We start from the raw sequence: 20,411 nt of genomic DNA, 5'->3' as shown, positions 1-20,411 counted from the left end.
GGGTGGGGTGGCGGTTGCCTCCGCACGGTTCCACATTCCCGCTGACCCAAGATGATTCGCTTGAGGGCAGAGTCACGCTCGCGCGCGGCCGCCCCAGAGGAGACGCTGCGATGTATTCCGACGTTCAGCTGCATATCAATGGCAAGTGGCGCGCCGCGACCGGTGGCCGCACCATCCCCGTGCTCAACCCGGCGACCGAGGAAGTGATCGGCACCGTGGCCCACGCCAACCAGTCCGACCTCGATGAGGCGCTGGAAGCGGCCGACCGCGGCTTCAAGGCCTGGAAGAAGGTCTCGGCCTTCGAGCGCTCCAAACTGATGCGCAAGGCCGCCAACCTGCTGCGCGAGCGCGCCGGCGACATCGCCCGCCTGATGACGCAGGAGCAGGGCAAGCCGCTGGCGGAAGCCAAGATGGAGACGATGGCCGCGGCCGACACCATCGACTGGTTCGCCGAGGAAGCCCGCCGTGCCTATGGCCGCGTGATCCCCGCCCGCGCCGAGGGCGTGTACCAGCTGGTGATCAAGGAGCCGGTCGGCCCCGTCGCCGCCTTCACGCCCTGGAACTTCCCGATCAACCAGGTGGTGCGCAAGCTCTCCGCCGCGCTGGCGACCGGGTGCTCCATCATCGTCAAGGCGCCGGAAGAGACCCCGGCCTCCCCCGCCGAGATGATCCGCTGCTTCCTCGACGCCGGCGTGCCGGGCGACGTGATCAGCCTGGTCTACGGCGTGCCGTCGGAGATCTCCTCCTACCTCATCGCGCATCCGATCATCCGCAAGGTGACATTCACGGGCTCCACCCCCGTGGGCAAGCACCTGGCCGAGATGGCCGGCAAGTACATGAAGCGCACGACCATGGAGCTGGGCGGCCACGCCCCGGCCATCGTGTTCGACGACGCCGATGTGGACTTCGCCAGCAAGACGCTGGCCACCAGCAAGTTCCGCAATGCCGGCCAGGTCTGCGTCTCCCCCACCCGCTTCCTAGTGCAGGAGAAGGTGTTCGACCAGTTCGTCGACAGCTTCACCAGCTATGCCAAGTCGCTGAAGGTCGGCAACGGCCTGGACGAAGGCACCCAGATGGGCCCGCTGGCCAATGATCGCCGTATCCCGGCCATGGAGGCGCTGGTCGCCGACGCCGTGCAGAAGGGCGCGGAAGTCCGCACCGGCGGCAGCCGCATCGGCAACAAGGGCTACTTCTACGAGCCGACGGTCATCACCGGCCTGACGCGCGAGATGCGCGCCATGAACGAGGAGCCGTTCGGCCCGATGGCGCTGATGGTGCCGTTCAAGGACTTCGACGAAGTGGTCGAGGAAGCCAACCGCCTGCCCTTCGGCCTGGCCTCCTACGCCTTCACCCGCTCGGCCAAGACGGCGAACGCGATCGCCACCGAGGTCGAGAGCGGCATGACCACCATCAACCACCTCGGCCTCGCACTGCCGGAAGTGCCGTTCGGCGGCATCAAGGATAGCGGCTACGGCTCGGAAGGCGGTTCGGAGGCGATCGAGGCCTACCTGAACACCAAGTTCGTGACCCAGGCCGGTCTCTGAACAAACTGCGCCTTTGAACGACAGACGGGAGCCGAAAGGCTCCCGTTTTTGTTGGTGGGGAAGGCTGGGGGAAGGAATTCCCCCAGACCCCCATCTTTTTCCTATGCATTGTGGGGCGAGGCTGCGGAAGCGCTATCCCTTGGACGTCACCAGGGTGGCTTAGAGCGTTACTAACCCTCAGCGACTGGCGACTCAGATCTTGCGGCCATTTAGACTTCTAAAGCTCTGCCACAGGCGCTGCCCGCGCCCCCAGAGCCCGACGCCAGACTCGAAAAAAGAAAAGAAGGGGTCCGGGGAATTCCTTCCCCGGCCTTCGCCTCTCCTCAGGCCCCGGTCGCCTCTTCCTTGCTCGCCAGCACCTTGTCGACGCGGCGGCCATCCATATCCACGATCTCGAAGCGCCAGCCGCCCCAGACGATGCGGTCGCCCTCGCGCGGCACGCGCTGCAGCAGGGCCAGCATCAGGCCGGCAACGGTGTGGAAGGTGCCCTTGCCCGGCAGTTCCGGCAGGTCCAGGCGGTCGCGGGCTTCGTCGCTGGCCATCATGCCGTCCAGCAGCAGGCTGCCGTCGTGGCGCTGCACGGCGCTGCCGGTGGCAGGCAGCGGCTCGCCGCCCAGCTCGCCCACGATGGCTTCCAGCAGGTCGGAGGCGGTGACGACGCCTTCGAAGCTGCCGTACTCATCCATGACCAGCGCCAGGCCGACACGGTCGTGGCGCAGCCGCTCCAGCCCATCCAGCGCGGAGAGGTTGTCCGGCAGCACCATCGGCTGCCGCATCGCGGTGGCGACGGAGAGCTCACCGCCCTCCTCCAGCATCTGGTCCAGCAAATCCTTGGAGTGGACGACGCCAACGACGTTGTCGATCCGCCCCTCGGCCACCACAAAGCGGGTGACGTCGCTGGCACGCAGGCGGGCGACGATCTCAGGCGGGGTGGCGGCGCGGTCGATCCAGTCAACCTCGTTGCGCGGGGTCATCAGCGCGCGCACCGGCTTATCGGCCAGCCGCAGCACGCGCTCGATCATATGGCGCTCCTCGTGCTCCAGCGCGCCATGCTGGGCACCCTCGGCCACCACCGCCTTCACCTCCTCTTCCGTCACCGTCGACTCGACGGGCGCGGAGGCACCCAACAGCTTCAGCACCAGGGCGGAGGAGTGGGACAGCAGCCAGACCATCGGCGCCGCGACGCGGGAGAGCGTGGTCATCGGCCGCGCGACCAGGGAGGCCACGCCTTCCGGGTTCCGCAGGGCGAATTGCTTCGGCACCAGCTCGCCCAGGATCAAGGACAGATAAGTGATGAACAGCACCACCACGGCCAGGGAGAGCTGGCTGGCATAGGGCGCCATGCCCGGGATCAGCGAGACGACGCCGGCCAGGCGGTTGGCCAGGCCCTGGCCCGCGAAGGCACCGGCAAAAATGCCCACCAGGGTGATGCCGACCTGAACGGTGGGCAGGAAGCGGCTGGGGTCCTCGGCCAGGGCCAGGGCGGCCTCCGCCCCCGGCTTGCCGGCGCGCTGCAGCGCCTGCAGCCGCCCGCGGCGGGAGGACACGATGGCCAGCTCGCTCATGGCGAACATGCCGTTGAGCAAGACCAGCAGCAGGATCACCACGATTTCCAGCGCGAGCGCCATGATTCTCCACCTGTCCTTGTCGTTCGCGTCTTAGCCCCCTGGCCCGGCCAGGGCCATGCCCCGAAGCCGGGACATGCGTGCCATGCTTTGCAGGCTGCAGCTCGGCAACGAAAGCCCCATTCCTGCCATTAAGCGAACGATCCGGCGCCTCAGAGGGCTGGCAGAAGCACACTCAGAGACCACAGCCGTCGCCGTCGCAGTTATGGAGGCAAGCCAATGAACGCCAGCACTCGCCGCCACGTTGCCGCCTCGCCCGCCCAGACGCGCGGCAGGCGGACGGCCGCGCCCGGCTGGCCGAAGGTCACGCTGCACCTGCCTCTGCGTGACGAACAGCCGGAGCTGGTGCGCCGGACGCTGGATTCGCTGGCGGCGCTGGACTACCCGGATGTCGAGGTCCTGGTGGTGGATACCCACACCGCCGACCCGCTGCTGTGGGAGCCGGTGGCCGAGCATTGCGCCCGGCTGGGGCCGCAATTCCGCTTCTTCCACCTCGGCCCCTTCCCCGGCTTCCGCGCCGGGGCGCTGAACTTCGCCCTGCGCGAGACCTCCGCCGATACCGCCGTCATCGGTGTGCTGAAGGCCGGTCAGGTCGTGCGCGCCAGTTGGCTGCGCCGCCTGGTGCCGCTGTTCCGTCAGCCCGGCCTGGGCCTGGCGCAGAGCCCGCTGGATTACCGCGCCGACGAGCCGAGCCGCTTCAACCAGATCGCCGAGGCGGAGCACGCGACGCATCGCAGCGACTTCCGCGGCCTGCTGCCGCTCTCCGCCCTGCCGCTGTTCCGGGCCGAGGCGCTGCGGCTGGCCGGTGGCTGGGACGAGACCAGCATGTGCCCGGAGATGGCCCTGGGCCTCGCCCTGCTGCGCCATGGCTGGGATGCGGTCTCCCCGCCCGAGCCGATGGGCCGCACCCTGGCCCGCGACGAGTTTCCGCAGTGGCAGGCGCGGCGGCAGCGGCAGGTGGCTGGCGGCATGGCGGTGCTGCGCAAGCAGGCCCGGGGCCTGCTGCTGCCGCGCGACCGTAGCCTGACCGCGCCGCAGCGGCACGGCCTGCTGCACGGCGCCCTGCCCGCCCTGGCCGACCTGCTGGCCATCACCGGGCTGACGCTCTCCCTCGGCAGTTCCGCCGTGGCGGTGATCGCGCCGGAGGATACCGCCTTTCCGCTGGCGCTGATGCCGATGTTGCTGCTGTTCGCGCTGCTGCCGGCGCTGCGCGTGGCCGGGCATGGCTGGCTGGCCCTGGCCGGTAGTGCCGCGCTCAGCTGGCGCAGCGGGCGCGCCGCATGGCAGGGCTTGCTGGGCGGCCATGTCTCCCGCAACGGCGGCACGCGGATGGAGAAGCTGTTGCTCCTGGGGATCGCCCTGGCCAGCCTGGGCGTGGCGCTGGCCAACCCCTGGGGTGGGGAGCGGACCCTGTGGTGGCTGGGGCTGCTGGCGGTGCAGGCGCTGCCAGGCGTCGCCGCGCTGGCGGTGGCCTCCACAGCGCGGCGCGGCACGGCGGATCATTATGCCGCGCCGGCCTTCCACCGCACCATGGCCTGATCGGCCAACCCGGCTACCGCAAGTTGGAGCCGGACCTTTGCAGGCACGCCGGCAACGGGGCCGGCTGGGCGCCACCGGCCCGCCTGCGGCAGGGCGACGTAGCCTGCAGCACCGCGTATCGCGCGGCGGCGGCCTCGGACAGGAACCCCGTTGGGTTTTCGTGCAGTCTTCCCTTCAGCGCGCGGCGGACATCCTGGCGGCGGATGCCAATATCCTCCAACCGCTCGTCATCCCATTCACTGACCTGATGGGCGGCCTGCCAGCCGCCGATGGTGTATGACAGTAACCTGACGCGGCGCATGAAGCGCGCTGGCCAGGATGCCCGGAAGCGCCAGGATGTTTGTTGGAAAGAGCCGTGGGTGATGCTCATCTGAAGCCCCGTTCTGGCACGACGGCCAGGATATGCCGCGCGAAACTGAGAGGCCGAGCCTCTCTACTTGTTTTCCAATTCGATTTTTTTTGCTTATTACTTCGTTGCTGCCATCGCAGTCGATTTTTCCTTCCGCCCCGTTGTTCGATTCTGTATCACAACGTCTGGCGGCGGATTTGACGCAGCGTTTCCTATTCATTGACGCGCTGTTTCCGGTCAGCGGCCGATCCTGGGCCAACAGCGGCAACAAAGGCACACAGCGATGCCAACAGAATCCGACGACACGGCGGAACCAGCCGCCGCACTGTCCGGCCGGGCGGCCATCGGCCACCCGCATGTGGTGCTCGACCTGCTGCCGACGCCGGATGGCGCGTCCTTCAAGGCCTGGCAGGGCCACCTCACCTTCGCCTGCCACGCGGAACTGCTCGACCCCGCCGACGCGCCGGCCTTCCATGCCTCCACCCGGCTCTACGCGTTGCAGCCTTTCCTGGTCTCGGAGGCCACCAGTTCCCACGACAACTGGCTGGTGCGGACGGGCGAGGACGTGGCCCGCACCGGCGTCGACCATGTGAACATTTCACTGCACGTGGAAGGCAGCTACACCGGGCATTGCGGCAGCCGGCCGTTCCTGGCGATGCCTGGCGATGTCAGCTTCATCGATTTCGGCCTACCCTTCGGCTTCCGCACCTCGCCTTACCGTACACTGGCTGTGACGGTGCCGCGCAGCGCCATGCCGGCGGCGTTGCAGCAGCGCGCCCTGCACGGGCATGTGCCGGATGCCCGGCTGCCCGCCACGCGGATCCTCGCGCAGCTGATGCGGGACGTTTACGCCGCCCTGCCCACCCTGACGCTGACGCAGGGCATTGCCGCCACCCGGTCCATAGTGGAGTTCGCCGTCGTTGCCTTCGGCGAGGATGACCGCGCGCGGGAGGCGGCGACGCCGGCGGATCTCGACCTGTTCGGCCGTGCGCAGGCCAGGATCGAGCAATTGCTGGGTGATGAGGAGCTTTCCGCCGCCGCGCTGGCGGATGCGCTGAGTGTCTCCCGCAGCGCGCTTTACCGCGTGTTCGTCGCGCATGATGGCGTGCAGGCCTATATCCGCGAACGCAGGCTGCAGCGCTGCTACGAGATCTTCAACGGCGACGACCGTGCCGGGGAGACGATCGGCTCCATCGCCTTCTCGCTGGGCTTCCGCAGCGAGGCGCATTTCAGCCGCACCTTCAAGGAACGGTTCGGCCTCTCACCGCGCGAGTTGCGCGCGGTCGGGCGCAGGCACGGGGTGGACATGCTGCCGCCAAAGACGGGCGGCGTGGCACCCGACAGGCTCCAGCGCCTTGGCCGCTAGAGGGTGATCGCCTCAGGCCGCATCACCGGAAAGGCGTGAATCACACAATCAGACAACGGGCGGAAAGCACGCCGCCTGAGCGGACGTGAACGCATCCTGCCTAGGCCGCGGCACCGATCAGCGCCAGCCCCTCGGCCACCGAGACGAACTCACCGCCACCCGTCACCCGCTCCGCGCCGAAGCGGTCGTCGAACAGCCGGCGCACGGCGGGCACCAGGGAGGTGCCACCGGTCAGGAACACCCGGTCCACCTGCCCTGGCGCCAGCTTCGCATCCGTCAGCGCACGGTCGATGGCGGCGGAGAGCTGCGCAAGTTCGGGTGCGATCCAGCGCTCGAAATCCGCGCGCTCTATCCGCTCCTCCACGGCGAAGTCCCGGTGCGTGAACTGCAGCACGGTGCTGTCGGTCTTGGAGAGCCCGGCCTTGGCGGCGGAGACGGACTGGTACAGTGCGTAGCCGACCTCGTCCTCCACCAGCCGGATCAGGTGGCGCAGCCGCTCCGGCTCGGCCGCCAGGCGCGCCACTTCGTTGATCTCGCGCAGCGTCTTCGGCGCGCGCATCAGCGAGAGCTGGTGCCAGCGGGCGAAGCTGGTGAAGAAGGCGGGCGGCACCGGCAGGGCGGTATCCATCACCTTGTAGGTGCCGCCCTTGCCCAGCTTGGGAGAGACGACATTGTCGATGATGCGGAAGTCGAACGCATCGCCGGCGATGCCGACGCCAGCATGGCCCAGCGGCACCACGCGGCGGCGTGCCCCGGGCTCGAACCGCAGGATGGAGAAGTCGCTGGTGCCACCGCCGAAATCGCCGACCAGTACGTTCGCGGCGCCTTCCAGCGTGGAAGCAAAGCGGTGGCCGGCGGCCTCCGGCTCAAGCGCCAGGTCGACATCGGACCAGCCGGCGCCGTTGAAGGCGGCGCGCAGGCGGCGCTCGGCCAGCGAGTCGTCCGCCGTCTCGCCCACGAAGCGCACCGGGCGGCCGGCGATGACGCGTGCCGAACCCAGGGACGGCGCCCCCACCGCGCCCGCGACCAGGGAGCGCAGGAAGGTGGAGATCAGGTCCTCCAGCGCGAAGGGCCGGTTGAACACCCGGGTTTCGACGAAGCTGCGGCTGGCCAGGTAGCTCTTCATGGACATGATCAGCCGGCTGCCCAGCGGGTCGTCCAGATAGGCCTCGATGGCGTTGGGGCCGGCGGCGTGTTCCAGCCGGCCGCGATTGGCGCCGCTTTCCTCCGCCCAGAAGCAGAGCACGGAGCGGAAGGTATCCACCACGCCCTGGCCGGCGGCATAGCGGATGCTGGCCACCTGCCCATCGGCCTGCCGCAACGCGATGACGCTGTTGGTCGTGCCGAAGTCGATGCCGATCACATCATGCATGGTGGGGGGACCTGAATTCCGGGGGGCGCGCGGTTTAGGCGGGATGGCGCCCGGCCGCAAGGGCGGCGGCCATGCGTGAACGCCGGCAACCATTCTCAAAAAAGCCCATTGTCTCTATATGTGAGAAATTCTAGAACGACATCAACACTCCATTAACCTTTGCGAAGGCGCCCGACATGGACACCCACCCCGCCATCCTCGCCTTCCCGCAAGCGCCGGGGGACCGGCTGCGGCTGGCGCTGCGCCGGCTGGACGATGCGCTGGCAGAGCAGGCGGCCGCCGTGGCCGAGTTCCGCGCCGGCATCGGCGCGTTGCGGCAGGCAACGCAGGACCTGGCCGGCAGCCTGGGCCAGTACCGCGAGCAACTGGATACCACCCAGGCGCAGGTGGCCCACGCCAACCTGGCAGCGCGGCAGTTGCACGAGACGGCGCGCCAGATGGAAGCCCGGGCGGAATAGCACCCAAGGGCGACCAACGGCTTCACGCGGGCGGAGGTCGGGGCTAGCTTCCCCCGCAGATGAAGACCCGGACGGGGGTTGGCCGTGCTCGGCCCTTCCGCCTTTGACAGGATTGAACCCGTGGCCCCGCACCCGTTGATCGAAACCTTCCGTGCCGCCCGCATCGTGCCCGTGGTGCGCACCAGCACCGCTGCCCGCGCGATCACCGCCGTCGAGTGGCTGAAGGGCGCCGGCATCAGCATCTTCGAGATCACGCTGACGATCCCGGACGCGCTGTCCGTCATCCGTGAAGTCGCGTCCGATTCCTCCCTGCTGGTCGGCGTCGGCACGGTGCCGGATGCGGCGTCGGCGGAGGCCAGCATCGCGGCCGGCGCCAAGTTCATCGTCTCCCCCTGGGTGGAGCCGACGCTGGTGGCCCCTGCCCGCGCCGCCGGCGCCTGCGTGATGATGGGCGCCTTCACGCCCACCGAGGTGCGCGCGGCCCGCACGGCCGGAGCCGACGTGGTCAAGATCTTCCCGGCCAGCTCGGCCGGCGGCCCGGCGCATATCAAGGCGCTGAAATCGGTGTTCCCGGACGTGACCTTCTGCCCGACCGGCGGTGTCGATGCACGCAACGCGGGCGAGTACATCGCCGCCGGCGCGGCCTTTGTCGGCATCGGCGGCAAGCTGGTGGATGAGAAGGCGATTGCCGACGGCAACCGCGCCGCGCTGGAAGCGGCGGCGCGCGAGGCGCTGGGCATCGTCCAGGCATGACGGCGGAGCTGCTGTGCATCGGCGAGCCGATGCTGGAATTCAACCAGAACGCCAAGGATGATCAGGGCCGCGCGCTGTACCTGGAAGGGCATGGCGGCGATACCTCCAACGCCGCCATCGCGGCGGCGCGGGCGGGCGCGCGCGCCGGCTACATCACCGCCATCGGCACCGATGCGCCGGGCGACAGTTTCATGAAGCTGTGGGCGGAGGAAGGCGTCGATACCACCACGGTCGTTCGCAAGCCGGATGCGCCGACGGCGGTGTACTTCGTCAGCCATGGGCCGGACGGGCACCAGTTCACCTTCTACCGCAGCAACAGCGCCGCCGCGCGGATGACGCCGGACGACTTGAAGGTGGATGCGTTCCGCCCTGCCAAGATCCTGCATCTCTCCGGCATCAGCCAGGCGATTTCCACCAGCGCCTGCGACACCTGCTTCCGCGCCATCGAGATGGCCAAGGCGGCAGGTGTGAAAGTGTCCTACGACACCAACCTGCGGAAGGCGCTGTGGCCGGTGAAGCGCGCGGCGGCCATCATGCACGCCGCCATCGCGGAAGCCGACATCGCGCTGCCCAGCCTGGATGACGCGACAGCGCTGACCGGGTTGGAAGACCCGGACGCCATCGCTGATTTCTACCTGAAGCTGGCGCCGCTGGTGCTGCTGAAGCTGGGCAAGGATGGCTCGATGGTGGCGACGCGGGATGGGCGTACGCGCATTCCCGGCCGCAAGGTAAAGGCGGTGGATGCCACCGGCGCGGGCGATACGTTCGCCGGCAACTTCCTGGCCCGCATCCTGGCCGGCGATACGCCGGAAGACGCCGCGCTCTACGCCAATGCCGCCGCCGCGCTGGCCACCACTGGCTATGGCGCCGTGGCGCCGATGCCGCGCCCGGAGGCGGTGCGGGCGCTGCTGGCCCAGGGTTGAAGAAGGCGGCCGGGGAAGGAATTCCCCGGCCGCCTTCTTTCATGTCTGCCAGTTTGGTGGCTGTGGCAGCGTTGGGCCGGTTCGAGTTACGGCTGGGGCGCGTTGCAGGCCAGTGGCCTCGCCGACCAGGGCTTCAGCCTGTGCTGCCTGTTTGATTCATTCAGGCTTCGCCAACCAGCCCCACCGTACCGCCTCAGGCACAACCCAAATCTCGAAAAAAGAAGAAGGGGCCTGGGGAATTCCTTCCCCAGCCTTCCTTCTCCCCAACTCACCCAAGCGGCCGCCGCCGCACCCCTTCCCGCAGATGCGCGAATGGCAGGGATGACGGGTCCGCCACCACTGGTCCGGGCGCCGCCACCACGATCACCTCCTGCGCGATCGGCTGGAAGTCGGCGCGGAAATGCACGCTGCTCTTCAGGGCCAGGATCTGCTCCGCTGCAGGCTCGATGGCCGCATGGCGGAACATCGCCTGGTCCAGCGCCTGCATCTTGCGGCTGACAACCAGCACCTTCACCCGCCCGATGCCGATCAGAGCCGAGGGGCCCAAATCGGCCGGGTTGCCTGCCGCCATCGGCCCGGTGCAGGTGAAGCGGCCATCGGTCAGCCGCAGCACCCTGGCCTGCACATGCACCGGCACACCATCCGACTTGCCGCCCAGCTTCAGGGCGATCTCGGCGCCCTCGCCGGCCGCGTGGCAGGCTTCGGCGCTTTCGGCGTCGTTGATCATGCCCAGCGTGGCGGGGGCATCCTGGCGGATCAGCTCGGCCAGCAGGCCGGTGGTATCGCCATGGCCGCCGCCGCCGGGGTTGTCTTGCGTATCGGCGATGACGACTGGCTTGCCCTGGCCGGAGGCGGCGATGGCCTGCGCCACGCCCTGCTCCACCGGCAGCGCACCGCCGGCGAAATCCGCCTCGTGCGCGTCCAGATAGGCTTTCAGCGTGTCGGCGGCGGCATCGGCCTGCGCCTGATCCTCGGCGTAGCAGGTGATGGCCATGCCGCAGCCGGGAAAGTCGGCATAGGGAAAGCCAAAGCAGAAGCCGAGTTCGACGATGCCATTGCCGGCGGCCAGCTTCGCCCGCTCCGCCAGCACATCGGCCATCGGGGAGACCATGGTGCATTGCATGGTCAGCGGCGTCCAGTAATCCAGCTGGCGGAAGGCGTAGGGCCAGGGCGTGCCGCGGGCAACGCGTGCCAGCAGCAATTCCATGGCGCGGGCGCCGGCCGCCTTCATGTCCACATGCGGATAGGTGCGGAAGGGCACGATGACATCGGCCTTCTCCGCCATCAGCGCGGTGACGTTGGCGTGCGGGTCCAGGCTGATGGCGATGGGCACATCTGGCCCCACCACGGCGCGGGCCCGGCGCAGCAATTCGCCTTCGGCATCCGGGAAGTGCTCGGCCACCATGGCGCCGTGCAGATCCAGATAGACGCCATCCAGCGGCGCCGCATCCATCGCAGCGGCAAGATCCGCGATCAGGCAGGCGGCAATCCGCTCGAACGCTTCTTCCGTGACAGGACCAGCAGGATTGGCGAAGCACCAGGAGAGCGGCACGAGATCGACGCCGCGCGGTTCCGCCACATCCAACGCGCCGGCGGAGGGGACGGAGGTGGAGCGGACGGCATCGAACAGCCCCGCCCCGCGCACATAGGCCGGGAAGCCACCGGGGGATTGGAATTCCTGCCACGTCGTCGCGCGCGGGGCGAAGGAATGGCTTTCGTGCAGGAAGCCACCAAGGGCGATACGCATGTCTCTATTCCACCTTCACGCGGCCGGCGGTGGCCAGCACGGCATCGGCCAGCACGACCAGCCCGGCCTCGGCCCATTGAGGCGTAATGTTCTCGGCTTCGTTGTGGCTGATGCCGCCTTCACAGGGCACGAAGATCATCGCCGTCGGCACGCGCCGCGCGACGTAGACGGCGTCATGGCCGATGCCCGTGGGCATCACGGTGTGGTTCAGGCCGCGGGTGCGCGCGGCGTCTTCCAGCGCGGCCACCAACGCCGGGTCGAAGGGCGTCAGCGGGCAGTACCAGAAATCCTCCACGGCCACTTTCAGCTTGCGGACGCGGGAGACCTGCTCCGCCTTGGTCCGCAGCGCCGCGACCATGCGGGCCAGCGCGGCTTCGTCGCCGTGGCGGAAATCGACGCTGAACCAGGTCTGGGATGGCACGACGTTGCGGCTATCCGGCTGCACCGTAATCCGCCCCACCGTGCCGCGCCCGCCTTCCGTCAGCGCGATCTGCTCCACCGCCTGCACCAGGATGCTGGCGGCCACCAGGGAATCCCGCCGCGGTGCCATGGCGCCGCCTGCATGGAAGTCCTCGCCGGTCACCGTCACATCCAGCCAGGCCTGCGCCAGCGCACGGTCCACCACGCCGACGGGGATGCCCTCCTGCTCCAGCAGCGGCCCCTGCTCGATATGCAGCTCGAAATAGGCACCGAGGGATTGCAGCGCGGCCGGATCGGCCTGGCCCTGCCAGCCAATGCGGCGCAGCTCCTCGCCGAATACGGCGCCGGCCGGGTCGGTCTTGGCCAGCACCTCGTCCTCGGTAAACAGGCCCATGGCGACGCCGCTGCCCATCATGGGCGGCGAGAAGCGGGCGCCTTCCTCGTTGGTCCAGTTGATCAGGACGATGGGGGCCTCGGTCTCGATGCGCGCCTCGTGCAGGGCGCGCATTACCTCCAGCCCTGCCAGCACGCCCAGCACGCCGTCGAACTTACCGCCGGTCGGCTGGGTATCCAGGTGGCTGCCGATGGCGACGGCGGGGCGGTTGGGGTCCCGCCCTTCCCGCCGCAGCACCATGTTGCCCACGCGGTCGACGCTGAGCGTGCAGCCCACCGCTTCCGCCCAGCGGCGCAGCAGCGCGCGGCCGGCGCCGTCCAGGTCGGTCAGCGTCTGCCGGTTGCAGCCGCCCTTTGGCGTGCCACCGATGCGCGCCATTTCCATCAGGCTGTCCCACAGCCGGGCGCCGGAGACAGGCAGGTTGGACGGCTTGCTCATGCCTTTTCCACCCCGCACCACTCCGCCATGGTCAGGGCGATGGTCCTGGTGATGGAGTGAAAGCTTTCCAGGCCAACGCTTTCATCGATGCCGTGGATCGAATCCGAATCCGGCCCGAAACACGCCACCGGGGTGCCCTGGTACAGCTGGAAGAAGCGCCCATCCGTCAGCCCGGATGCCTTGTAGTCCCGCAGGTCATGCCCGGCGGTCTCGGAGAAGTTGCGGCGGACGGCCTGCACGATCGGCGCCTGCTGGTCGAACACGCAGGGGTCGGCCATGAAGCCCTGGAATTCCAGCTTGATCTGCGCGCCGCGGAACGTCTCGTCCTGCCGCGCGCGCTCGACCAGCGCCTCGATATCCGCCTTCACCTGCTGCGCGGTGCGGCCCAGCATGACGCCGACGCGCATGCCGATGCGCGTGCGGGTGGGGACGGAGCTGTTCCACTCGCCGCCTTCCACCGTGCCGAAATTGACGTTGACCGGGTGGTTCTCGCCGAAGAAGGCCGGGTGGATGTTCTCCGCCCGGTTCATCTCCGCCTCGTACTCGCGGAACAGGTTGGATATCCGGTAGGCGGCATCGATGGAGTTGATTCCCGCATGCATGTCCCGCACATGCACCGGCCGGCCCGTCACCGTCACCCAGGCCCACACCACGCCGACCTCGACCGTGTAGATGGCGTCGTAATTGGGGCCGGGCTCGGGGATGATGACAGCGTCGCATTTCGGCAGCGCCATCATGCAGGCCAGCGCGCCGTTGCCGCTGCATTCCTCCTCGATCACTGAATGGAACTGCACCTGCGCCGCCGGCTGCAGCCCGGCCAGTTGCAGGGCGCGGAACGCCATGACGTTGGAGATATCGCCCGCCTTCATGTCGGCCGAGCCACGGCCATACATGCGGCCGTCGCGGATACTGGGCTCGTAGGGGGGTGTGATCCACAGATCGGCGGCGCCTTCCGGCACCACGTCCACATGGCCTTGCAGCACCAGGCTGCGGCCCTTGGCCTCGCGCGGGGTATGGATGGCGGCGACGTTGTCCCGCCCCTCATAGGACATCAGCGGCGGCGAGAAGCCGGGCACCGATTGCAGTTTCTCCGGCACGGTGGGGATGCGCTGCGCCGCCAGCCCCAGCGCCTCGTAGTTGCGCGCCATCTCGTCCAGGGCCGAGGCCTCGTTGCCGAGGGTGGAGGGGCAGCGCACCAGCCGCTCCAGCGCCGCGATGGATTCGGCTTCCAGCGCCTTGGCCGCTTCCAGGATGGCGCGCTTCACGCCGGGGTCGAGAGCAGACATCGTGTATCCTTCAGGCGGATCTAGAAAGGTCGGGCGGGGTCCAGCCCTGGCCGGGAATGCTGTCCAGCAGCGCGCGGGTATAGGGGTGCTTCGGCGCCCCGAAGACCTCGGCCGTACTGCCGATCTCCACGATGGCGCCGCGCTGCATGACGGCGATACGGTCGCAGATCTGCGCGGCGACGCGAAGATCATGCGTGATGAACAACATGGTCAGGCCCAGCCGCTTGCGGATATCGGCCAACAGGTTCAGCACCTGCGCCTGCACCGAGACGTCGAGCGCCGAGACCGGCTCATCCGCGATCAGCAATTCAGGTTGCATGGCCAGCGCACGGGCGAGGCCGATGCGTTGCCGCTGCCCGCCGCTGAATTCGTGCGGGTAGCGTTCCAGCGCCGAGGGGTCGAGCTGCACGAGGCGCAGCAGCTCCGCCGCGCGGGCGCGCGCCTCGGCCGGGTCGACACCGTAGGTGATGGGGCCTTCTGCAATCGCATCCCCCACCTTGCGCCGGGGATTCAACGACGCATAGGGGTCCTGGAACACCATCTGGATACGTTTGCGATACGGCAGCCAGCCGGTGCGGGAGAGCGGGCGGAGGTCCTCCCCGGCGAAGATGATCTCGCCCTTCTCCGGCTCCACCAGGCGGACGACGCAGCGGGCCAGGGTGGATTTGCCGGAGCCGCTTTCGCCCACCAGCCCCAGCGTCTCCCCCTTGAACAGGGTGAAGTCGGCGCTGTGGATGGCGCGGACCGTCGCCTTGGGGCCGAACCAGCCGCCGCGGTGGTAGGTCTTCTCGATGCCCTTCATCTCGAGCATCGGCTGGACGGAGACGGCGGGGCGCGCGGCGGCATCGCCATGCGGCACGGCGGCGATCAGCGCGCGAGTATAAGGGTGCTGCGGTGCATTCAGCACCTGCTGCGCCGCCCCCTGCTCGACAATGCGGCCATGCTGCATGACCACGACGCGGTCGGCGATTTCCGCCACCACGCCGAAATCATGGGTGATGAACATCACGCCCATGCCCTGGCGGGACTGGATCTCCCGTACCAGGCGCAGGATCTGCATCTGCGTGGTGACATCCAGCGCCGTCGTCGGCTCATCCGCGATCAGCAGCGCCGGCTCCAGCGCCAGCGCCATGGCAATCATCACGCGCTGCCGCTGGCCGCCGGAAAGGCGGAACGGATGGCTCCTGGCGATGGAGGCCGGGTCCGGCAGGTTCACCGCTGCCAGCAACTCCGGCACCCGCTTCGCCGCGTCCTGGCCCCGGCCATGAACGGCCAGCGCCTCGGCGATCTGGTCCCCCACCTTCATCAGCGGGTTCAGCGCCGTCATCGGCTCCTGGAACACCATGGCCATGCGGCGGCCACGGCGGTCCCGCATCGCTTCCTCCGACAGGGCCAGGATGTCCTCACCCTCGAAGGTGATGCTGCCGCCCTTCACCGGCAGCAGCTTCGGTAACAGCCCCATCACCGTATTGGCGGTGATCGATTTGCCGGAGCCGCTTTCACCGACGACGCAGAGGATCTCCCCCGCATCGACATGCAGGGACAGCCCTTCCACCGCATGCGGCCGGTCGGCGCCCTGGGGCAGGCCGACCGTGAGGTTCTCGACCGTCAGCAGGCGGGTCATGGCTTGCCTCCACGGTTGCGCGGCAGGCGCGGGTTCAACGCGTCCGAAAGCCCCTCACCCACCAGGTTGAGCGACAGCACGGTGAGGAAGATGGCGATGCCGGGGAATACGCTCATCCACCACGCCATGCGGATGACGCTGCGGCCGGAGCCGATGAGGAAGCCCCAGGACATCATGTTGGGGTCGCCCAGGCCGAGGAAGGACAAGGCGCTTTCCAGCAGGATGGCCGAGGCGACCATCAGCGAGGACAGCACGACGATGGGCGAGAGCGCGTTCGGCAGGATATCCCCCAGCACGATAGAGATGCGCGACTTGCCCAGTACCTCGGATGCCTGGACGAACTCGCGCGAGCGCAGGGAGAGGAATTCCGCCCGCACCACGCGCGCCACCGGCGGCCATGACACCACGGCGATGGCGAAGACGATGGATTGAATGGTCGGCGTGAAGATCGCCACCAGCAGGATGGCCAGCACGAAGGACGGAATGGTCTGGAAGAACTCGGTGAAGCGCATCACCACGTCGTCCACCCAGCCGCCCAGATAGCCGGCGATGGCGCCGAGCCCGATGCCGATAACGAGGGAGACAACGGTGGAAACCGCCCCCACCAGCAGCGACACCCGCGCGCCATGTGCGATGCCGGCCGCCACGTCCCGCCCAAGGCTGTCAGTGCCCAGCAGCATGCCGTCTTCGCCCGGGGGCGCGAAGGGCGCGCCGGCCATGTCCCACGGGCTGCCGGGGAAGATCCACGGTGCCGTCAGCGCCACGATCAGCACCAGAACCAGGATGACCAGCCCGACCACCGCGCCGCGGTTACGGGCGAAGTTGCGCCAGAAGGTTTTCATCAGGACACCTCCACGCGCGGATCGACGACGGCGTAGAGCAGGTCGGTGATCAGGTTGAACAACACCACCATGACGCTGGTGCAGAAGAACACGCCCATCAGCACCTGGTAGTCGCGCGCCAGCAGCGCCTCGAACGCCAGGCGGCCGATGCCCGGCCAGGCGAACACCGTCTCCACCAGGATGGAGCCGCCGATCAGCTGCCCGGCCTGGATGCCGGCGAAGGTGATGACGGGCAGCATGGCGTTGCGCAGGATGTGCCGGCGCAGGATGCGGCCTTCCGGCACGCCCTTGGCCCGCGCGGTCTTCACGAAATCCTGGTCCGCCACTTCCAGCATCGTCGCGCGGGACAGGCGGGCATAGACGGCGACGTAGAACAGCCCCAGCGTCAGTGCCGGCAGCAACAGGTGCTTGCCGACATCGAGCACCTTGCCGATGCCGGACATTTCCACGCCCACGGACATCATGCCGAAGGAGGGCAGCCATTCCAGCGTCACGCTGAACAGCAGCACCAGCATCAGCCCGACCCAGAACAGCGGCGTGGCGTAGAAGGCCAGCGCCAGCACGGTGATGATGGAATCCCACCAGGTGCCCACGCGCCGCGCCGCCAGCGCGCCCATCGTCACGCCCAGCACGATGGCGAAGATGAAGGCGGCGCCGGTCAGCAGCAAGGTCGCCGGCAGCCGGTCCCACACCAGGGCAGCGACGCTGGCCTGTTGCCGGTGGCTGAAGCCGAGGTCGAGCGTCAGCACGCCCTTCAGGTACATCCACAACTGCACGTAAAGCGGCTGGTCCAGCCCGAACTGCGCGCGAAGCTGCTCCAGGAACCTCGCATCGGCGGAACCCGACTGGCCGGCGATGATGCTCGCCGGGTCACCGGGGGCGGCGTGGATCAGGAAGAAATTGCAGACGACGATCGCGAGAATCACGATCGCCGCCTTGACCAGACGGCCCGCCAGGTAGGCGGGCAGACGGGACAGCTCCATCAGGCCAGGAAGACGTCGTCGAAGCTGGCGTGCACACCGGCGCCGGTGGTGATCACGTTGTTCAGCTTCTTGTCGTAGATGGTGGGGAACGACATCTCCATCAGCCACAGCAGCGGTACGTCGCTCACCAGGATCTTCTGCACGGCGGAGAAGGCTTCCTGCCGCACCTTCGGGTCCGCGGCATCGCGGCCCTTGGCGAACAGCTCGTCCACCTGCGGGTTGGCGTAGCCGGAGACGTTGGAGAACAGGATCTTCTTGATGTTGGTGGAGACGTAGCTGCGCTCCACACCCAACGTCGGGTCGCCATACTGGTAGAGGTAGTTGATGGTGGTATCGAAATCCCAGTTCGCCGTGCGCTGGGACCACGTGCCGACATCCACGCTCTCCAGCTGCAGATCGACGCCGACCTGGCGGAAGGCCTGACGCAGGAACTCGCCCAGGCGGGTGAACACCTCGCCATAGGGCAGCGACATGTGCTTGATGGTGAAGCGCACGCCCTGGGCGTTCGGCTTCAGCCCGGCTTCGTCCAGCAGCGCCTTGGCGGCGTTGACGTCGAAGCCCGGCGCCTTGGCGCTGGCATCATAGAAGCGGGTGGAGCTGTTGAACGGCCCCGTCGCCGGCTTGCCGATGCCAAACCACAGGCGCTGGGCAATGAAGTCGCGATTCACCGCCATCGTTAGCGCGCGGCGTACCCGCACGTCGTCCAGCGGCTTCACGCGGTGGTTGAATTCCACCCACATCAGTGGGCCCATGTATTCCCAGCCGGTGGTCTTCACCTCCAGGTTCGGGCGGGCGCGCATCTGCGGCACGTCGAACGGCTCGATGTCGTTGGACTGGGTGAGGATGACCTGGCCGGATTCCAGCGCGAGGCGGCGGCTCTGGCTGTCCGGCACGACGCGGTAGATGATGGCGTCCAGGTAGGGCTGGCCCGGCTTCCAGTACTCGTCGAACCGCTCAAGCTTGATGAAGTTGCCGCGCTGCCACTCGGCGAACTTGAACGGCCCGGTGCCGACCGGCCGCGCCACCGCCGGCGCCTGCCGGAAGTCCTGCCCCTCAAACAGATGCTTCGGCACGATGGCCGAGACGGTAACGTCGAACATCAGCAGGAACGGCTCGAACGGCTCGGAGAGGACGAACTTCGCCGTGGTCGGGTTGACCGCCACGCCCTCCTTGATGCGGGCGAAGACGCCGCGCGCACGGGGCGAGACTTCCATGTGGAACTTCATGATGGAGAAGACGACGTCCTCGGACGTCATCGGCTTGCCATCATGGAACTTGACGTTTTCCTGCAGGTGGAAGGTGTATTCCAGCCCGTCGGCGCTCACCTCCCAGCTCTTGGCCAGTTCCGGCAGCGGCTTCAGCTGCGCGTCGTAGCGCAGCAGCCCCTGGAACATCTTGCCGCCGACGATCAGCGTCGGGGCCTGGTTGTTGACGCCGATATGCAGCACCGGCGGCTCGGGGTTCACGATGGTGGTCAGCGTACCGCCACGCTTGGGCTGGACGCCCTGGGCGATGGCATCCTCGACACGCCAGAGCACCGGCAGGGTGGCGGCAGCAGCCATCAGGCCGCGACGCGACAATGTCGTCATGGTTTTCATCTCCGTTGAGCTTCCCTTGGAAGCGACGCTAGCCTTCGTCGCACCGGATCGACAAGCCCACCCGTCAGGCTTAGCGTTCGGGACCATGCAGACCTTTGCCGACCCCGCCCAGCTGCGGCACACGCCGCAATTCTTCCTCCAGCGCGGCCAGGTGCGCCGTAACTTCGAGGTGCCGGAACGTGCCGGTGCCTTGCTCGCCGCGCTGCACCGCATGGGGCTGGCGCCGCAGGAGCCCGGCGCCGCGACGCGGGAAGCCCTGCTGACGTTGCACGACGCCGGCTATATCGACTTCCTGGAAGGCGCTACCCGTGCCTGGAACGGCCTGCAGGAACATGGGCCGGAAGCCGTGGCCAACATGCACCCCTCGCCCGAGATGCTGGAACAGGGCGCCATCTGCCCGGACAGCATCATTGGCCGCGTCGGTTGGTACACCGCCGACACGGCCTGCCCCATCGGCCCCGGTACCTGGGAAGCCGCGGCGGGCGCCGCCGGCGTCGCGCTGGCGGCGGCCGATTCGGTGGCGCAAGGCGGTACCGCCTACGCGCTGTGCCGGCCGCCCGGCCACCACGCCTATGCGGGCCGGGCCGGTGGCCACTGCTACATCAACAACAGTGCCCTGGCGGCGGAGCGGCTGCGCGCGGCCGGTGCGGCCAAGGTCGCCACGCTGGACATCGATGCCCACCACGGCAACGGTACCCAGGGCATCTTTTGGCAGCGCGCCGACGTGCTGACCCTCTCCGTGCATGGCGACCCGAGCGGCTATTATCCCTGGTATGTCGGCCATGCCGGCGAAACCGGCGCGGGGGCCGGGGCCGGCTTCAACGTCAACCTGCCCCTGGCGCGCGGCACCACCGACGACACCTGGCTGGCCGCCATCGACGCCGCCATTGCCCGGGTGCAGGAGTTCGGTGCCGACGCCCTGGTGGTGCCGCTGGGCTTCGATGCCTCGGAGCATGAGCCGCTGAGCTTCCTCTCCGTCAGCGCCGACGGCTTCGCCAGGGCGGCGAAGAAGCTGGCCGCGCTGAACCTGCCCACGGTGCTGGTGCAGGAAGGCGGCTATGCGGTGGAGGTGATCGGTGGTCTGCTGGAACGCTTCCTCAACGCCTGGGGTCGATAAACCTCTAAGTTGAAAAACGTCGCTGGCCGCGCT

General features: G+C 68.3%; 17 protein-coding genes. 7 read left to right on the top strand and 10 right to left on the bottom strand.

What is annotated here, in order from left to right:
- Positions 1–110 precede the first annotated feature (110 nt).
- Positions 111–1,544 (top strand): NAD-dependent succinate-semialdehyde dehydrogenase, encoded by a 1,434-nt coding sequence (locus IBL26_RS07380; RefSeq protein WP_187783834.1) that lies wholly within the window; start codon positions 111–113, stop codon positions 1,542–1,544.
- 323 nt (positions 1,545–1,867) lie between these two features.
- Here IBL26_RS07380 and IBL26_RS07375 read toward each other — a convergent pair whose 3' ends face one another.
- Positions 1,868–3,172: a hemolysin family protein gene (locus IBL26_RS07375; protein WP_187783833.1), complete on the bottom strand. Its 1,305-nt coding sequence runs from the start codon at positions 3,170–3,172 to the stop codon at positions 1,868–1,870.
- Between the two features lie 216 nt (positions 3,173–3,388).
- Here IBL26_RS07375 and IBL26_RS07370 point away from each other — a divergent pair, with 216 nt between their 5' ends.
- Complete coding sequence (locus IBL26_RS07370) at positions 3,389–4,708, top strand: glycosyltransferase (protein ID WP_187783832.1); 1,320 nt, start codon at positions 3,389–3,391, stop codon at positions 4,706–4,708.
- A gap of 13 nt (positions 4,709–4,721) precedes the next feature.
- On the opposite strand, the gene IBL26_RS07365 is transcribed toward IBL26_RS07370, so the two are convergent.
- Positions 4,722–5,078 (bottom strand): DUF1127 domain-containing protein, encoded by a 357-nt coding sequence (locus IBL26_RS07365; RefSeq protein WP_187783831.1) that lies wholly within the window; start codon positions 5,076–5,078, stop codon positions 4,722–4,724.
- A 262-nt stretch (positions 5,079–5,340) separates the two neighbouring features.
- On the opposite strand from IBL26_RS07365, the gene IBL26_RS07360 reads away from it, so the two are divergent.
- A complete protein-coding gene (locus IBL26_RS07360; protein WP_187783830.1) occupies positions 5,341–6,423 on the top strand; it encodes a helix-turn-helix domain-containing protein in 1,083 nt (360 codons plus the stop codon).
- 100 nt (positions 6,424–6,523) lie between these two features.
- On the opposite strand, the gene IBL26_RS07355 is transcribed toward IBL26_RS07360, so the two are convergent.
- Positions 6,524–7,795 (bottom strand): Hsp70 family protein, encoded by a 1,272-nt coding sequence (locus IBL26_RS07355; protein WP_187783829.1) that lies wholly within the window; start codon positions 7,793–7,795, stop codon positions 6,524–6,526.
- A 176-nt stretch (positions 7,796–7,971) separates the two neighbouring features.
- Between IBL26_RS07355 and IBL26_RS07350 the strand changes: the two genes are divergently transcribed.
- The 3 genes from IBL26_RS07350 to IBL26_RS07340 all read left to right on the top strand — a co-directional run bounded on the left by IBL26_RS07350 (position 7,972) and on the right by IBL26_RS07340 (position 9,929).
- Positions 7,972–8,253 (top strand): hypothetical protein, encoded by a 282-nt coding sequence (locus tag IBL26_RS07350; RefSeq protein ID WP_187783828.1) that lies wholly within the window; start codon positions 7,972–7,974, stop codon positions 8,251–8,253.
- 120 nt (positions 8,254–8,373) lie between these two features.
- Entirely contained in the window at positions 8,374–9,006 is a 633-nt protein-coding gene (locus IBL26_RS07345; RefSeq protein ID WP_187783827.1) for a bifunctional 4-hydroxy-2-oxoglutarate aldolase/2-dehydro-3-deoxy-phosphogluconate aldolase, read from the top strand.
- Entirely contained in the window at positions 9,003–9,929 is a 927-nt protein-coding gene (locus IBL26_RS07340; protein WP_187783826.1) for a sugar kinase, read from the top strand. The genes IBL26_RS07345 and IBL26_RS07340 overlap by 4 nt, the downstream gene beginning before the upstream one ends.
- 268 nt (positions 9,930–10,197) lie before the next feature.
- Here IBL26_RS07340 and IBL26_RS07335 read toward each other — a convergent pair whose 3' ends face one another.
- From IBL26_RS07335 to IBL26_RS07305, 7 genes are read right to left on the bottom strand one after another with little or no spacing between them, the layout of a single operon-like run.
- On the bottom strand, positions 10,198–11,676 hold the full coding sequence (locus IBL26_RS07335) for a M81 family metallopeptidase (RefSeq protein WP_187783825.1): 1,479 nt from the start codon (positions 11,674–11,676) through the stop codon (positions 10,198–10,200).
- Between the two features lie 4 nt (positions 11,677–11,680).
- Positions 11,681–12,928: a Zn-dependent hydrolase gene (locus IBL26_RS07330; protein ID WP_187783824.1), complete on the bottom strand. Its 1,248-nt coding sequence runs from the start codon at positions 12,926–12,928 to the stop codon at positions 11,681–11,683.
- Positions 12,925–14,214, bottom strand: a complete 1,290-nt coding sequence (locus IBL26_RS07325; protein WP_187783823.1) for an ArgE/DapE family deacylase — start codon at positions 14,212–14,214, stop codon at positions 12,925–12,927. The genes IBL26_RS07330 and IBL26_RS07325 overlap by 4 nt, the downstream gene beginning before the upstream one ends.
- 10 nt (positions 14,215–14,224) lie before the next feature.
- The gene (locus IBL26_RS07320; RefSeq protein ID WP_187783822.1) at positions 14,225–15,838 is read right to left on the bottom strand and encodes an ABC transporter ATP-binding protein; all 1,614 of its coding nucleotides are present in this window, start codon (positions 15,836–15,838) and stop codon (positions 14,225–14,227) included.
- Positions 15,835–16,680 carry an ABC transporter permease gene (locus IBL26_RS07315; RefSeq protein WP_187783821.1) on the bottom strand — a complete coding sequence of 282 codons (846 nt, stop codon included), beginning with the start codon at positions 16,678–16,680 and terminating at the stop codon, positions 15,835–15,837. The genes IBL26_RS07320 and IBL26_RS07315 overlap by 4 nt, the downstream gene beginning before the upstream one ends.
- Positions 16,680–17,663 carry an ABC transporter permease gene (locus tag IBL26_RS07310; RefSeq protein WP_187783820.1) on the bottom strand — a complete coding sequence of 328 codons (984 nt, stop codon included), beginning with the start codon at positions 17,661–17,663 and terminating at the stop codon, positions 16,680–16,682. The genes IBL26_RS07315 and IBL26_RS07310 overlap by 1 nt, the downstream gene beginning before the upstream one ends.
- The gene (locus IBL26_RS07305; RefSeq protein WP_241749115.1) at positions 17,663–19,252 is read right to left on the bottom strand and encodes an ABC transporter substrate-binding protein; all 1,590 of its coding nucleotides are present in this window, start codon (positions 19,250–19,252) and stop codon (positions 17,663–17,665) included. Before IBL26_RS07305 ends, IBL26_RS07310 begins: the two co-directional genes overlap by 1 nt.
- A 94-nt stretch (positions 19,253–19,346) precedes the next feature.
- On the opposite strand from IBL26_RS07305, the gene IBL26_RS07300 reads away from it, so the two are divergent.
- On the top strand, positions 19,347–20,378 hold the full coding sequence (locus tag IBL26_RS07300) for a histone deacetylase family protein (RefSeq protein WP_187783819.1): 1,032 nt from the start codon (positions 19,347–19,349) through the stop codon (positions 20,376–20,378).
- Positions 20,379–20,411: the final 33 nt, after the last annotated feature.

It is taken from the genome of Teichococcus aerophilus (genome assembly GCF_014490485.1).
Classification (GTDB): Bacteria; Pseudomonadota; Alphaproteobacteria; order Acetobacterales; family Acetobacteraceae; genus Pseudoroseomonas; species Pseudoroseomonas aerophila.
Note: the sequence above shows the minus strand (reverse complement) of the source record. Positions and strands in the feature narration are given on the sequence as shown.

What these genes read in the sequence shown, in the direction of transcription:
- IBL26_RS07380 (WP_187783834.1), top strand. Translation starts at nt 111, where the DNA reads ATGTATTCCGACGTTCAGCTGCATATCAATGGCAAGTGGCGCGCCGCG.
- IBL26_RS07375 (WP_187783833.1), bottom strand. Translation starts at nt 3,172, where the DNA reads ATGGCGCTCGCGCTGGAAATCGTGGTGATCCTGCTGCTGGTCTTGCTC.
- IBL26_RS07370 (WP_187783832.1), top strand. Translation starts at nt 3,389, where the DNA reads ATGAACGCCAGCACTCGCCGCCACGTTGCCGCCTCGCCCGCCCAGACG.
- IBL26_RS07365 (WP_187783831.1), bottom strand. Translation starts at nt 5,078, where the DNA reads ATGAGCATCACCCACGGCTCTTTCCAACAAACATCCTGGCGCTTCCGG.
- IBL26_RS07360 (WP_187783830.1), top strand. Translation starts at nt 5,341, where the DNA reads ATGCCAACAGAATCCGACGACACGGCGGAACCAGCCGCCGCACTGTCC.
- IBL26_RS07355 (WP_187783829.1), bottom strand. Translation starts at nt 7,795, where the DNA reads ATGCATGATGTGATCGGCATCGACTTCGGCACGACCAACAGCGTCATC.
- IBL26_RS07350 (WP_187783828.1), top strand. Translation starts at nt 7,972, where the DNA reads ATGGACACCCACCCCGCCATCCTCGCCTTCCCGCAAGCGCCGGGGGAC.
- IBL26_RS07340 (WP_187783826.1), top strand. Translation starts at nt 9,003, where the DNA reads ATGACGGCGGAGCTGCTGTGCATCGGCGAGCCGATGCTGGAATTCAAC.
- IBL26_RS07335 (WP_187783825.1), bottom strand. Translation starts at nt 11,676, where the DNA reads ATGCGTATCGCCCTTGGTGGCTTCCTGCACGAAAGCCATTCCTTCGCC.
- IBL26_RS07330 (WP_187783824.1), bottom strand. Translation starts at nt 12,928, where the DNA reads ATGAGCAAGCCGTCCAACCTGCCTGTCTCCGGCGCCCGGCTGTGGGAC.
- IBL26_RS07325 (WP_187783823.1), bottom strand. Translation starts at nt 14,214, where the DNA reads ATGTCTGCTCTCGACCCCGGCGTGAAGCGCGCCATCCTGGAAGCGGCC.
- IBL26_RS07320 (WP_187783822.1), bottom strand. Translation starts at nt 15,838, where the DNA reads ATGACCCGCCTGCTGACGGTCGAGAACCTCACGGTCGGCCTGCCCCAG.
- IBL26_RS07315 (WP_187783821.1), bottom strand. Translation starts at nt 16,680, where the DNA reads ATGAAAACCTTCTGGCGCAACTTCGCCCGTAACCGCGGCGCGGTGGTC.
- IBL26_RS07310 (WP_187783820.1), bottom strand. Translation starts at nt 17,663, where the DNA reads ATGGAGCTGTCCCGTCTGCCCGCCTACCTGGCGGGCCGTCTGGTCAAG.
- IBL26_RS07305 (WP_241749115.1), bottom strand. Translation starts at nt 19,252, where the DNA reads ATGACGACATTGTCGCGTCGCGGCCTGATGGCTGCTGCCGCCACCCTG.
- IBL26_RS07300 (WP_187783819.1), top strand. Translation starts at nt 19,347, where the DNA reads ATGCAGACCTTTGCCGACCCCGCCCAGCTGCGGCACACGCCGCAATTC.